The organism is Streptomyces sp. NPDC089915 (genome assembly GCF_040684675.1).
GTDB lineage: Bacteria > Actinomycetota > Actinomycetes > Streptomycetales > Streptomycetaceae > Streptomyces.
Map to the genome: position 1 here is coordinate 22,190 of NZ_JBFBGN010000079.1, position 11,658 is coordinate 33,847.

Consider the following 11,658-nt stretch of genomic DNA (forward strand, 5'->3'; position numbering starts at 1 on the left):
ATGACGAGCGTCCGAGCCCCCGACCGAGGAGGACAGCCCCATGGAGACCGTGACCGTCGAGCGCGTCATCGCCGCACCCGTCGAGGACGTGTTCCGCTGGCTCACCACGACCACCCGCTACGAGGCCTCGCCCCTGGTCCTGCGCTGCCGCCTGACCCGGCCCGGGGCCGGGGCGCCCTACGGGGTCGGCGCCGTCCGCCGCCACCTGTGGCTCATCGGCTGGTTCGAGGAGCGCATCACCCGCTACGACCCGCCGTACGCCACCGAGTACACCGTCGTGCGCAGCCTGCCGCCGTCCCGGCACGAGCTGGGCCGGATGACCTTCACGGAGGCCGGCGGCGGCACCCTCGTCCGCTGGACCACCCGCGCCGAGATCCGCGTCCCCCTGCTCGGCGCCGGGCCCACCCGCCGGCTCACCCGGCTGATCGCCCGGCCGCTGATCACCCGGGCCTTCGGCAGCATCCTCGACGCCGCCGCCACCGCCCTCGCCCCGCCCGTGCGGTGACCGGAACGCGCCGCGGCCCCGCCGCGCACCGGGAGGCCGGTGGCGGCGGGGCCGCGGGGGTCCGCCGGGGCGGGGGTTACGGCTTGGGCAGGGTGCAGCCGGGGCGGTTCAGGTCGACCTGGTTCCCGGCGCCGATGCACGGGACGAGGATGTAGGTCTGCTGGGCGTAGTTGATGCCCTGGCGGACCGTCACGTTGCCCGCCTGGTCCACCTCGCACGGGTTGTTGTCCGTGCAGCGCTGGCCGTCCTCGTTGCCGGTGTTGTTGACGGCGACGACCTTGCCGGACGTCGTGTCGATCACCGGCGATCCGGAGGTGCCGCCGATGGTGTTGCAGGAGGAGGTGTAACGGACCGAGTCCTTCCAGGTCCACTCCCCCTCCTTCAGGCGGTAGGCGAACCCGTCGACGCTGCAGCTGTACGTCCGCTTCCAGTAGCCGGAGACCACCTTGATGGCGGAGCCCTGCGCCGGGCGGGCGTCGTCGAGGGTGAGCGCGGCGATGCCGTACTTGCTCTGGATCTGCGCGTACGTCTGGGTCAGCTGGTACAGCGAGACGTCCGTGTCCGTCATCGTCCCGTACGCGATCTTGCTCGCGCGCAGGGTCGCGACCTTCGAACCCGAGGCGTTGAGCAGGGAGAAGCTGCGGCTGGACGCCCGGTTGACGAGGACCTCGCCCGGTCCCGGGAAGCCGGTCTCCAGGCAGTGGCCGTTGGAGAGGACGAGCGCGGGGTCGTTCGGCTGCGAGCCGGGCGCGCGGACGACGGAGCCGGAGCAGTTGCTGAGCGCGACGGTGCCCGCGTAGGTGACCGCGGCGGCCCGCTGGGGCGCGAGGTCCTGTGCCACGGCCGGAGTTGCCGCCGCTCCGGTCAGGAGCAGGGACAACACGGCGCCGGCGAGAGGCTTGTTCATGTGGGGGTTCCCCTCTGGTGACGAATGCGACCGAAGATCCTTCGGTTGACATGTGCACTGCATTCTTAGTCCAGCGGGATCAACGCACAATAGGGCATGGGGAGTTGGGGATCAGGGCGGCCGAAAGTCCCCGGCAATAAACGGAATCAACCCTTCCAACACCCCGCGAGCCGGGCGGGGGAACCCAATTCGGGGCGCATGGCCCACACCCCCGGGCTGGCGCGAAACGGCCCCCGCATGGCCGGTACTCTGCGGTGCCCCCGACGACGGGGGCCGTGAGATTCCGCTCAGGAGGACCCATGGCCGTCAAGAAGGCCACGATCCAGCAGCAGGTGGCAGACGCCCTCGCCCAGGCCAACCCCGGCGACCGGCCCATCGTCACGATCCAGGCCATCGCCGGCCCGAGCGTGTGGCTGATGAGCATGCTCGGCCTCATCGGCCAGGCGTTCCTCAGCTACTACTTCGTCACCGTGACCGAGCAGGCCGTGGTGCTCCACCGGGCGAGCCGGATGAGCAACCGCCCGCAGGAGATCGTCTTCGCGATACCGCCCCACCAGGCCGTCGGCACGATCACCGAGGTCAAGCGCAACGCCATCTGGAGCTCGTTCCGGATGCAGCTCCCCGGCCAGGCGACCCCGACCCGCATGAACGTGCACCGCATCTGGCGGGGCGAGATGGACCAGCTGCTGGGCCTGCTGACGGGCCAGAACCAGCCGGCCGCCTGACGTCCGCGCACGCGGACGCACGCGCGGACGCGCCCGGGCGCGGAGGGGACACGTCCCCAGCCCCCTCCGCGCCCGAAGTGACAACCCATGGTTGACACCCCACGAGTGTCAACCTAGGGTTGCACCTATGACGAACCCTTCCGTGGAACCCGTCCGCATCACCAACCCCGTCCGCCTCGACGAGCTGATCGAGGCCATCAAGAACGCCCACGCCGACAGCCTGGAGCAGCTCAGCGGCGCCGTCGTCGCGGCCGAGCACCTCGGTGACGTGGCCGACCACCTGATCGGCCACTTCGTCGACCAGGCCCGCCGCTCCGGCGCCTCCTGGACCGACATCGGCCGCAGCATGGGCGTCACCCGCCAGGCCGCCCAGAAGCGCTTCGTCCCCAAGGCCGACAAGGAGGGCGACCCCGGCCTCGACCCCGAGGCGGGCTTCGCCCGGTTCACCCCCCGCGCCCGCAACGTCGTCATCGCCTCGCAGAACGAGGCCCGCGCCGCGGACAACGCCGAGATCCGCACCGAGCACCTGGTGCTGGGCCTGCTGGCCGAGCCGGAGGGCCTCGCCGGACTCGTCCTCACCGCCCGCGGCATCGCGGCGGACTCCGTCCGCTCCGCCGCGACGGCCACCCTGCCCCCGGCCTCCGCGGAGATGCCCGCCCTCGTCCCCTTCGACGCCAACGCCAAGAAGGTCCTGGAGCTCACCTTCCGCGAGGCCCTGCGCCTGGGCCACGGCTACGTGGGCACCGAGCACATCCTGCTCGCCCTGCTGGAGCTGGAGAACGGTACGGGCACCCTCAGCGGCCTCGGCCTGGACAAGGCCGCCGCCGAGGCGGCCGTCACCGAAGCCCTGGCAGCCGTACTCGGCGCGGACGGGCAGCCGTAGCCTCCCCGGAACCGGTACCGGTACCGGAACCGGAACCGCCCGGGTCCTCCCCGCCGGCCTCGCCCGCCACCTCGTACCGCTTCACGTAGGCGCCGAGGAAGGCCTGCAGGGTCGCCACGGCCGGAATCGCGATGAGCGCCCCGACCGCCCCCAGCAGGGCGGTCCCCGCGATGACGGAGCCGAAGGCCACCGCCGGGTGGATGTCCACCGTCCTGGCGGTGAGCTTCGGCTGCAGGACGTAGTTCTCGAACTGCTGGTAGACCACCACGAACCCCAGGACGTACACCGCGTACCAGGGATCGACGGTGAAGGCGATCAGCGTCGGCAGCGCGCCCGCCAGGTAGGTGCCGATGGTGGGGATGAACTGGGAGACCAGGCCCACCCACACCGCGAGCGCGGGCGCGTACGGCACCCCGAGGACCGCGAAGAGCACGTAGTGCGCGATGCCGGAGACCAGGGCCATCAGCCCGCGCGAGTACAGGTACCCGCCGGTCTTCGCGACGGCGATCTCCCAGGCCCGCAGCACCTCCGACTGCTTGGCGGGCGGCAGCACGGAGCACAGCGTTCGCCGCAGCCGGGGCCCGTCGGCGGCGAAGTAGAAGGCGAACAGGCCGACCGTCAGCAGCCGGAAGAGCCCGCCGAGCACGGTGGTGGAGACGTCGAGCACCCCGCTGGCGCTGTTCTGCACGTACTTCTGGAGCCAGTCGGAGTGCACCAGGCTGTCCTGGATGTCCAGCCGGGACAGCTCGGTGTGCAGGGTGCGGTTGATCCAGTCGATCACCATGTCGAGGTAGTGGGGGAAGCCCTCCACCATGTCGACGATCTGCCCGGCGAGCATCGAGCCGAGCAGCGCGAGGAACCCGGCGGACGCGACGAACACCCCCAGGAACACCAGGAAGGTGGCGAGCCCGCGGCGCATGCCCCGGGCCGCCATCCTGGCCACGGCGGGTTCGATCGCCAGCGCCAGGAAGAACGCGATCAGGACGTTGACGAGCAGCCCGATCAGCTGGTGGAAGGCCCAGCTGCCGAGCTGGAAACAGGCGACGAGCGCCAGTACGAGGATCACCGCGCGGGGCAGCCAGCGCGGCATCCGCGCGTCCGCCCGGGCCGGAGCCGCGGACGGCGGGCCCCCCGCGGGGGCGCTGCCGGCGGGTGCGGGGGCCTGCGCGTCCCGCACGTCCTGCGGGTCTTCGGGGTGTTCGGTCATCTCGTCTGTCGCTGCCACGCCGCCCAGTCTGTCCCACCCGCCGCCCGGACCACGAAGCCGCCCGGCCCCGGGCCCGGGCTCAGCGCAGCGAGGCCGGGACGTCCATCGCCGCGCACACCGCGCGCCACACGTCCTTCGTCTCCCAGCCCGCGTCCAGCGCCTGGTGGACCGTGCGCCCGCCGAGCTCCGACATGACGTGGTCCCGCGCGAAGGACTCGGCGTAGGACGCGCCGAAGTGCTCCGCCATCCGCTCCCAGAAAATCGTCAACCGCATGCCCCCAGTATCCCGCCCCGGAGAGTGCACCGTTCCCGTTGCCGCCCTCCGCCGCCGCTCCCGCGCCCTACGGTGGCTCGCATGCCTGGAGACGAAGCTTCCGCGGCCGCACCGGCCCCGCCGGCCCGCGCCGAGCGGTTCATCTGGCTCACCGCGAGGGTGCTGGAGCAGCGCCGGTTCGCGTACCACTTCCTCGGCGGGGAGGCCGACGCCGTGGACACCGCGCTCGGTTCCTACCTGGGCGCCGACGGCGGCTACGGCCACGCCCTCGACCCCGATCTGCGCGGCCCGCTCAGCCAGCCCCTGCACACCGCGCACGCCCTGCGGATCCTCGACGGGCTCGGCCGCTGCGCCGGGCAGCGGATCGAGCGGCTCTGCCGGCACCTGACCCGGATCTCCACGCCCGAGGGCGCGCTCCCGCTGGCCGTCGCGGTCCCGCACGGCCATCCGTCCGCGCCCTGGCACCAGGTCTGCGACGACCCGCCGGGCGAGCTGGTGACCACCGGCCCCGTCGTCGGGGTGCTGCACCGCAACCGGATCTGGGACGCCTGGCTCTTCCGGGCCACGGAGTTCTGCTGGGACCGGGTGGAGACCCTGCGCCAGGCGCACCCGTACGAGGTCCAGGGCGCCGTGTCCTTCCTCGACGGCGTCCCCGACCGGGCCCGCGCGGCGGCGGCCGCGGACCGGCTGGGCCGGCTGGTGCGCGAGCGGCGCCTCGCGGTGCTCGACCCGGACCGCCGCGAGGAGTACCCGCTCTCCCCCGGCTACGCCCCGGGCGAGCGGCTGTTCCCGTACGACTACGCGCGGCGGCCGGAGTCGCTGGCCCGGAGCTGGTTCACCGACGAGGAGATGCGCCGCTCGCTGGAGTTCCTCGCGGCCGAGCAGCAGCCGGACGGCGGCTGGCCGGTGCACCGCCGGGCCTGGGCCCCGGGCGGCACCCTGGAGCGGCGGCCGATCGCCACCATCGAGGCCCTGCTGACCCTGAGGGCGTACGGGTGGCCCCTGGGATAGGGGCCCGGCTCAGCCGCCGAGGGCCCGCACCCCTGCGGTGACCACCACCGCCGCCGCGACGACCACGAGGAACGGGGCGCGCAGCAGCAGGGCCACGGCGGCGGCCGCCAGCCCGGCGGCGCGCGCGTCGAGGACCAGCTCGTGGCCGGTGCTGAAGGTCTGCTGGGCGGTGAGCGCCGCGAGCAGCGCGACCGGCAGCAGGGCGGAGAGCCTGCGCACGGCCGGGCGCTCCAGGGCCCCGGCGGGCACGAGCAGTCCGGCGAGCTTGACGGCGTAGCAGCCGGCGACGGTCATCCCGATGGCGATCCAGACGTTCACGAGGTGCGTCCCTTCAGCCACAGCACGGCGGGCGCGGCCAGCGCGGCGATCAGTACGGGCACCCCGGCGGGCAGCACGGGCAGGAAGCCCAGTCCGAGGACGAGCGCGAGCCCGGCGACGGCGCGTTCGGTGGTGCTCTTCAGCATGGGTGCGAGGAGGGCGAGGAAGACGGCGGGTCCGGCCGCGTCCAGCCCCCAGGCGGCGGTGTCCCCGATGGCCTCGGCGCCGAGCGCGCCGAGCAGGGTGGTGAGGTTCCACAGCACGAACAGGGTGAGCCCGGTGACGGTGAACCCGAGCCGGGCCGACCTGCGGTCGGGCTGGGCCAGGGCCACGGCGGTGGTCTCGTCGATGACCCAGTGCGCGGCGAGGGGCCGGACGGCCTTCGGGAGCGCGAGCAGCTGGGAGAGGCGCAGCCCGTAGAAGGCGTTGCGGGTGCCGAGGAAGAAGGCCCCGGCGGCCGCGGTGAACGGGTTCCCGCCCGCGGCCAGCGCCCCGACCAGGGCGAACTGGGAGGCTCCGGTGAACACCAGCAGGCTCAGCACGCAGGCCTGGAGCACGCTGATCCCGGCCCCGGCGGCGGTCACCCCGAAGGCGAACCCGGACAGCCCGACCGCCACCCCGACGCCGAGGGCGTCCCGTACGACGGCGCTCCTGGGGCGCCCTTCCGTCCCGCCGGAGGTCTCTCGTATGACCGCTTGTTCTGTTCCCACCCCGCGAAGGTAGGGGTACGGCCGGGCCCGGGTCTTGTACGTTCTTGCACGTCCGGCCGGTGCGCGGGGCTATCCGGCCCGCGCCCGCCGGTAGGCGCCCGGGGGGACGCCGACGATGCGGGTGAAGTGCCGGTTCAGGTGCGGCTGGTCGGTGAAGCCGACGGCGACCGCCACCTCCGCCGGCGCGCCCCCCGCCTCCAGCAGCCGGCGCGCCCGGCGGACCCGCGCGTCCGTCAGCCAGGTGTGCGGCGGCATCCCGTACCGCTCCCGGAAGGCCCGCAGCAGGGCGAAGGGGCTCGTCCCCAGCTCCGCGGCGAGCCGCTCCAGCGAAGGCGGCTCCGCCATCCGCTCCTCCAGGACGGCCCGCGCCCGCTCCGCGTCGGAGCCGCCCGCGCGGGACACCGTACGGGCGGGCAACGGCGCGGCGTGCCGGCTGAGCATCCGGGCCACGACGGCCCGCAGCAGGGTGTCGGCGGCCAGCGCGTTCCCCGCCTCGGCGGCCCGGTGCACCTCGGTGATCAGCTTCGCGCCCTGCGCGTCGAGCACCATCTCGGCGGTGAAGCCGGGGGTGCCGCGCGGGGTGCCCAGCTCGGCGGCGACCTCGGTGATCAGCTCCCGGGAGGGGTAGAGCGTGGAGTACGCCCAGCCCTCGGGCTCCCCGGCCCGCGCGGTGTGCGGCACCTCGGGGTTGATCAGCACCACGCTGCCCGGCCCGGCCCGCAGGGTGCCGCCGGGCATGCCGATCTCCTCGATGCCGCCGGTGACGGCCGCGATGACGTACCCGTCGTGCGCGTGGCGCGGGAAGGTGTGGCGTACGTAGTGGGCGCGCAGCAGGTCCAGCCCGGGCAGTTGCGGGTAGCGCCAGTGCCGGGCCCACTCGCGGCCCGTCTCGTCCTTCCCCATCCCCTCATTCTGCGCCCCCGTGCCGCCGGGCGTTTGCGCAGGTCCGGCCGGTTGTCAGTGACGGGGTGCACGATGGGGGCATGGCAGGCGCTGCGCTCGACTCGTTCTCCCCCGCGACCCGCTCGTGGTTCACGGGGGCCTTCCGTACGCCCACCTCCGCGCAGGAGGGCGCCTGGCGGGCCATCGGGGAGGGATCGGACGTCCTCGTGGTGGCGCCGACCGGTTCCGGCAAGACGCTGGCCGCCTTCCTCGCCGCCCTGGACCGGCTGGCCTCGCAGCCGCCGCCGGCGGAGCCGAGGAAGCGCTGCCGGGTGCTGTACGTGTCCCCGCTGAAGGCGCTCGCGGTGGACGTGGAGCGCAATCTGCGCAGCCCGCTGACCGGGATCCGGCAGGAGTCGGCGCGGCTGGGCCTGCCCGAGCCGGACGTCCGGGTCGGGATCCGCTCGGGGGACACCCCGGCCGCCGAGCGCCGGGCCCTGGCGCTGCGGCCGCCGGACATCCTGATCACCACCCCGGAGTCGCTGTTCCTGATGCTGACCTCGGCGGCCCGCGAGGCCCTGTCGGGGGTGGAGACGGTGATCCTGGACGAGGTGCACGCGGTCGCCGGGACCAAGCGCGGCGCCCATCTCGCCCTCTCCCTGGAGCGGCTGGACGAGCTGCTGCCGCGCCCGGCCCGCCGGATCGGGCTGTCGGCGACGGTCCGGCCGGTCGAGGAGGTGGCCCGCTACCTCGCCCCGCGCGGCCGGGTGGAGATCGTGCAGCCGCCGTCTGCCAAGGAGTTCGACCTGTCGGTGGTCGTGCCGGTGGAGGACATGGGCGAGCTGGGCGGCTCGCCCGCCACGGAGGGCCGGGAGGGCGGGGACAAGCCGTCGATCTGGCCGCATGTGGAGGAGCGGATCGCCGATCTGGTGCAGGCCCACCGGTCCACGATCGTGTTCGCCAACTCCCGCCGGCTCGCGGAGCGGCTGTGCAACCGGCTCAACGAGATCGCCTACGAGCGGGCCACCGGCGAGCAGCTCGGCGAGGGCGCGCCGCCGCCGGCGGAGATCATGGCCCAGTCGGGCGCCGCGCAGGGGGCCCCGCCGCTGCTGGCCCGCGCGCACCACGGCTCGGTGTCCAAGGAGCAGCGGGCGCTGGTCGAGGAGGACCTCAAGGCGGGCCGGCTGCCCGCCGTGGTCGCGACCTCCAGCCTGGAGCTGGGCATCGACATGGGCGCCGTGGACCTGGTGGTGCAGGTGGAGTCGCCGCCGTCGGTGGCCTCGGGGCTCCAGCGCGTGGGCCGGGCGGGGCACCAGGTGGGCGCGGTGTCGACCGGGGTGGTCTTCCCCAAGTACCGGGGGGACCTGGTCCAGGCCGCGGTGGTGACCGAGCGGATGCGCACGGGGGCGATCGAGTCCCTGCGGATCCCCTCCAACCCGCTGGACGTACTGGCCCAGCAGCTGGTCGCGATGACCGCGATGGACACCTGGCAGCTGGACGACCTGCTCGCGCTGGTGCGGCGGGCGGCGCCCTTCGCGGCGCTGCCCGAGTCGGCGTTCACCTCGGTGCTGGACATGCTGGCGGGCCGCTACCCGTCGGACGCGTTCGCCGAGCTCAGACCCCGGGTGGTGTGGGACCGGGTCGCGGGGACGGTCACGGGGCGGCCGGGCGCGCAGCGCCTGGCGGTGACCTCCGGCGGCACCATCCCCGACCGGGGCCTCTTCGGGGTGTTCCTGGCGGGCTCCGACCCGAAGAAGGGCGGCGGCCGGGTCGGCGAGCTCGACGAGGAGATGGTCTACGAGTCCCGCGTGGGCGACGTGTTCACCCTGGGCACGACCTCGTGGCGGATCGAGGACATCACCCGGGACCGGGTCCTGGTCACCCCGGCGCCCGGGGTGCCCGGCCGGCTGCCGTTCTGGAAGGGCGACCAGCTGGGCCGCCCGCTGGAACTGGGCCGCGCGGTGGGCGCGTTCCTGCGCGAGCTCGGCGCCCTCGGCGAGGAGGACGCCCGGCTGCGGCTGCTGGCGGCGGGGCTGGACGCCTGGGCCGCGGACAACGTCCTGGCGTACCTCGCGGAGCAGCGGGAGGCCTGCGGGCACGTGCCGGACGACCGGACCATCGTGGTGGAGCGGTTCCGCGACGAACTGGGCGACTGGCGGGTCGTGGTGCACTCCCCCTTCGGCGCCCAGGTGCACGCCCCGTGGGCGCTGGCGCTGGGGGCCCGGCTCGCCGAGAAGTACGGCATGGACGCCCAGGTGATGCACGCCGACGACGGCATCGTGCTGCGCCTGCCGGACGCCGACCTGCTCTCCATGGACCTGGACCTCCTCGACCACGATCCGGCCCGGCCGGCCCCGTTCGAGTTCGACGACGAGCAGGCCCCGCTGGGCGCGGCCGACGTGGCCTTCGACCAGGGGGAGGTGGCCGGGATCGTCACCGACCAGGTGGGCGGCTCGGCCCTGTTCGCCTCCCGGTTCCGCGAGTGCGCGGCGCGCGCCCTGCTGCTGCCGCGCCGCAGCCCCGGCAAGCGGACCCCGCTGTGGCAGCAGCGCCAGCGGGCCTCGCAACTGCTCCAGGTGGCATCCGAGTTCGGCTCCTTCCCGATCGTGCTGGAAGCCGTGCGCGAGTGCCTCCAGGACGTCTTCGACGTGCCGGGCCTGACCGAGCTGATGGGGGACGTCGAGGCGCGCCGGGTCCGCCTGGTCGAGGTCACCACCCCCGAGCCCTCGCCCTTCGCCCGCTCCCTGCTGTTCGGGTACGTCGCCCAGTTCCTCTACGAGGGCGACTCTCCGCTGGCCGAGCGGCGGGCGGCCGCCCTGTCGCTGGACTCGCGGCTGCTGGCGGAGCTGCTGGGCCAGGCGGAGCTGCGCGAGCTCCTCGATGCCGAGGTGCTGGAGGAACTGGAGCGGGAGCTCCTGTGGCTGACGGCGGACCGGCGGGCGAAGGACGCCGAGTCGGTGGCCGACCTGCTGCGGCTGCTGGGCCCGTTGACGGACGCCGAGCTGGCGGAGCGGGGCGCGGAGCCGGACTGGGCCCCGTCCCTGGAGGCCGCCCGCCGGGCGATCCGGGTGCGGATCGGCGGCGTGGAGCACTGGGCGGCGATCGAGGACGCGGGCCGGCTGCGGGACGCCCTGGGCACGGCCCTGCCGGTGGGGGTCCCGGAGGCGTTCACGGAGCCGGTCAAGGATCCCCTCGGCGATCTGCTGGCCCGGTACGCCCGGACGCACGGCCCGTTCACCACGGCCGCCGTCGCCGGCCGCTTCGGCCTGGGCGCGGCGGTGACGGAGGGCGGCCTGCGGCGGCTCGCGGCGGCGGGCCGGGTGGTGCAGGGCGAGTTCCATCCGGCGGGCATCGGCCGGGAGTGGTGCGACGCGGCGGTGCTGCGGCGGCTGCGGCGGCGTTCGCTGGCGGCGCTCCGCCAGGAGCTGGAGCCGGTGCCGCCGGCCTCGCTGGCCGTCTTCCTGCCGCAGTGGCAGCACCTGGGCGGCGGGCTGCGCGGGATCGACGGGCTGGCGCGCGCGGTGGAGCAGCTCCAGGGCGCCCCCGTGCCGGCGTCGGCGCTGGAGCGGCTGGTCCTGCCCTCGCGGGTGTCGGGGTACTCCCCCGCCCTGCTGGACGAGCTGACCACCGCCGGAGAGGTGGTGTGGGCCGGGGCGGGGGCCCTGCCGGGCAAGGACGGCTGGATCTCCCTCTACCTGGCGGACGCGGCCCCGCTGCTCCTCCCGGAGCCGCACCCGCTGGAGCCGGGCCCCCTGCACCAGGCGGTGCTGGACGCCCTGTCGGGCGGGTACGGCCTGTTCTTCCGCCAGCTCACGGAGTCCGTCCGGGCCCGCCATCCCGAGGCCACGGACCTGGAGCTGTCCTCGGCCCTGTGGGACCTGGCCTGGTCGGGGCGGCTCACCAACGACACCCTGGCCCCGCTGCGCTCCCTGCTGGGCTCGGGCCGTACGGCGGGCGCCACCGCCCACCGTGCCCGGCGCACGGTCCCGCGCGGCCGGTACGGGAGCCTCGGCGCGACCGTCTCCCGTACGGGCCCGCCCACGGTCTCGGGCCGCTGGTCGCTCCTTCCGGCGGCGGCCCCGGAGCCCACCCAGCGCGCCCACGCCCTGGCCCGCACCCTCCTCGACCGGCACGGGGTGGTCACGCGCGGGGCGGTGGCGGCGGAGGGCATCGAGGGCGGCTTCAGCGCGGTGTACCGGGTCCTGTCGGCGTTCGAGGACAGCGGCCGGGCCCGCC

At 74.6% G+C, this 11,658-nt stretch carries 11 protein-coding genes; 5 read left to right on the top strand and 6 right to left on the bottom strand.

Translation table 11 applies throughout. The annotated features are described in order from the left end of the window. The first annotated feature begins 40 nt into the window (after positions 1 to 40). Positions 41 to 505 (top strand): SRPBCC family protein, encoded by a 465-nt coding sequence (locus tag AB0O29_RS22665; RefSeq protein ID WP_365154044.1) that lies wholly within the window; start codon positions 41 to 43, stop codon positions 503 to 505. A gap of 76 nt (positions 506 to 581) precedes the next feature. Here the strand turns inward: AB0O29_RS22665 and AB0O29_RS22670 are convergent, their stop codons facing one another. Beyond that, complete coding sequence (locus AB0O29_RS22670) at positions 582 to 1,412, bottom strand: serine protease (RefSeq protein ID WP_365154046.1); 831 nt, start codon at positions 1,410 to 1,412, stop codon at positions 582 to 584. 299 nt (positions 1,413 to 1,711) lie between these two features. Here AB0O29_RS22670 and AB0O29_RS22675 point away from each other — a divergent pair, with 299 nt between their 5' ends. Next, positions 1,712 to 2,137 carry a hypothetical protein gene (locus AB0O29_RS22675; protein WP_365154048.1) on the top strand — a complete coding sequence of 142 codons (426 nt, stop codon included), beginning with the start codon at positions 1,712 to 1,714 and terminating at the stop codon, positions 2,135 to 2,137. 127 nt (positions 2,138 to 2,264) lie between these two features. Beyond that, positions 2,265 to 3,020: a Clp protease N-terminal domain-containing protein gene (locus AB0O29_RS22680; RefSeq protein WP_365154049.1), complete on the top strand. Its 756-nt coding sequence runs from the start codon at positions 2,265 to 2,267 to the stop codon at positions 3,018 to 3,020. On the opposite strand, the gene AB0O29_RS22685 is transcribed toward AB0O29_RS22680, so the two are convergent. Further along, the gene (locus tag AB0O29_RS22685; RefSeq protein WP_365154062.1) at positions 2,974 to 4,110 is read right to left on the bottom strand and encodes an AI-2E family transporter; all 1,137 of its coding nucleotides are present in this window, start codon (positions 4,108 to 4,110) and stop codon (positions 2,974 to 2,976) included. The two genes, AB0O29_RS22680 and AB0O29_RS22685, sit on opposite strands and share 47 nt — an antisense overlap. Before the next feature lie 196 nt (positions 4,111 to 4,306). After that, entirely contained in the window at positions 4,307 to 4,501 is a 195-nt protein-coding gene (locus AB0O29_RS22690) for a DUF3046 domain-containing protein (RefSeq protein WP_365154051.1), read from the bottom strand. Between the two features lie 81 nt (positions 4,502 to 4,582). Here AB0O29_RS22690 and AB0O29_RS22695 point away from each other — a divergent pair, with 81 nt between their 5' ends. Then, positions 4,583 to 5,512, top strand: a complete 930-nt coding sequence (locus AB0O29_RS22695) for a hypothetical protein (protein WP_365154053.1) — start codon at positions 4,583 to 4,585, stop codon at positions 5,510 to 5,512. A 9-nt stretch (positions 5,513 to 5,521) separates the two neighbouring features. Here the strand turns inward: AB0O29_RS22695 and AB0O29_RS22700 are convergent, their stop codons facing one another. The 3 genes from AB0O29_RS22700 to AB0O29_RS22710 form a co-directional block, all read right to left on the bottom strand. Continuing rightward, positions 5,522 to 5,830, bottom strand: coding sequence for an AzlD domain-containing protein (locus AB0O29_RS22700; protein ID WP_365154055.1), 309 nt, complete (start codon positions 5,828 to 5,830; stop codon positions 5,522 to 5,524). After that, positions 5,827 to 6,540, bottom strand: a complete 714-nt coding sequence (locus AB0O29_RS22705; RefSeq protein ID WP_365154057.1) for an AzlC family ABC transporter permease — start codon at positions 6,538 to 6,540, stop codon at positions 5,827 to 5,829. Before AB0O29_RS22705 ends, AB0O29_RS22700 begins: the two co-directional genes overlap by 4 nt. Before the next feature lie 69 nt (positions 6,541 to 6,609). Next, a complete protein-coding gene (locus AB0O29_RS22710) occupies positions 6,610 to 7,443 on the bottom strand; it encodes an AraC family transcriptional regulator (protein ID WP_365154058.1) in 834 nt (277 codons plus the stop codon). 80 nt (positions 7,444 to 7,523) lie between these two features. Here AB0O29_RS22710 and AB0O29_RS22715 point away from each other — a divergent pair. Next, a partial coding sequence (locus tag AB0O29_RS22715; RefSeq protein WP_365154059.1) for an ATP-dependent helicase occupies positions 7,524 to 11,658 on the top strand: 4,135 nt, incomplete at its 3' end.

Excerpts from the sequence above, each read along its gene's own strand:
- AB0O29_RS22680 (WP_365154049.1), top strand. The coding sequence starts at position 2,265 with ATGACGAACCCTTCCGTGGAACCCGTCCGCATCACCAACCCCGTCCGC.
- AB0O29_RS22665 (WP_365154044.1), top strand. The coding sequence starts at position 41 with ATGGAGACCGTGACCGTCGAGCGCGTCATCGCCGCACCCGTCGAGGAC.
- AB0O29_RS22690 (WP_365154051.1), bottom strand. The coding sequence starts at position 4,501 with ATGCGGTTGACGATTTTCTGGGAGCGGATGGCGGAGCACTTCGGCGCG.
- AB0O29_RS22675 (WP_365154048.1), top strand. The coding sequence starts at position 1,712 with ATGGCCGTCAAGAAGGCCACGATCCAGCAGCAGGTGGCAGACGCCCTC.
- AB0O29_RS22695 (WP_365154053.1), top strand. The coding sequence starts at position 4,583 with ATGCCTGGAGACGAAGCTTCCGCGGCCGCACCGGCCCCGCCGGCCCGC.
- AB0O29_RS22685 (WP_365154062.1), bottom strand. The coding sequence starts at position 4,110 with ATGCCGCGCTGGCTGCCCCGCGCGGTGATCCTCGTACTGGCGCTCGTC.
- AB0O29_RS22710 (WP_365154058.1), bottom strand. The coding sequence starts at position 7,443 with ATGGGGAAGGACGAGACGGGCCGCGAGTGGGCCCGGCACTGGCGCTAC.
- AB0O29_RS22670 (WP_365154046.1), bottom strand. The coding sequence starts at position 1,412 with ATGAACAAGCCTCTCGCCGGCGCCGTGTTGTCCCTGCTCCTGACCGGA.